This window comes from Pseudomonas sp. FSL R10-0399, from assembly GCF_009600165.1.
In the GTDB taxonomy this organism is placed as follows: domain Bacteria; phylum Pseudomonadota; class Gammaproteobacteria; order Pseudomonadales; family Pseudomonadaceae; genus Aquipseudomonas; species Aquipseudomonas helleri.
Genome location: NZ_WIWK01000278.1, coordinates 1 through 802, shown reverse-complemented (window position 1 = coordinate 802; position 802 = coordinate 1). Strand labels below are relative to the sequence as shown.

General features: G+C 64.8%; 1 protein-coding gene and 1 pseudogene. Both read right to left on the bottom strand.

Going from position 1 to position 802, the window contains the following annotated elements; translation table 11 throughout:
* Positions 1-355, bottom strand: a 355-nt coding sequence (locus GHO41_RS29425) for a 4Fe-4S dicluster domain-containing protein (RefSeq protein ID WP_153435361.1), incomplete at its 3' end; no start/stop codon positions are given.
* 3 nt (positions 356-358) lie between these two features.
* Positions 359-802 (bottom strand): annotated as a pseudogene (gene glcE / locus GHO41_RS29420) (glycolate oxidase subunit GlcE); the annotation flags it as partial.

The window sequence follows — 802 nt, the reverse complement described above, 5'->3', positions numbered from 1 at the left end:
ACCCCTCGCGCAACAGGCGCTGGCCAAGCGGCCGCTGCACCGCCGCGTCCACCACCGCCCGGCCGATGTCCAGCAGGTTGTGGTAATCGACCCCGGACGGGCAGGTGGTTTCGCAATTGCGACACGACAGGCAGCGGTCCAGATGCGCCTGGGTTTTGCGGGTGACGTCGTTGCCTTCCAGCACTTGCTTGATCAGGTAAATCCGTCCGCGCGGGCCGTCCAGTTCATCGCCGAGCAATTGATACGTCGGGCAGGTGGCATTGCAAAAACCGCAGTGCACGCAGGACCGCAGGGTGCGTTCGGCTTCTTCGGCACGGGGCAGTTGCCGGGCCTCTTGGCTCAAAGTGGTTTGCATGGCTCAAAGCTCCGCGTACAGGCGCCCGGGGTTGAAAATACCCTTGGGGTCGAGTTGTTGCTTGAGGTTGCGGTGGTAGCGCATCAGGGCTGCCGGCAACGGTTGGAACGGACTGTCAGTCCGGCCGGGTGTGTAGCAGGTCGCATGCCCGCCCACTTCTTCAACCACACGGCGGATAAAGGCCGCATCGGCATCCGATTTGAGCCAGCGCTGGGCGCCGCCCCAGTCGATCAACTGCTGGCCGGGCAGGGCCAGTGGCGCGGTGTTGTTGGGCAAGGACAAGCGCCACAGCGGCTGGCCTTGAGCAAAGAAACCCAGGCGTTGCTCGTTCAAATCCGCCCAATAGGCGGCGTCCAGCAACTCGCCACCCAGTCTGTCATGGGCAGCCGCCACCGACCCTTCGCCGCCTTCAAGGCGCAGGTGCAGGCGCTGCCCGTCGTGGCACGC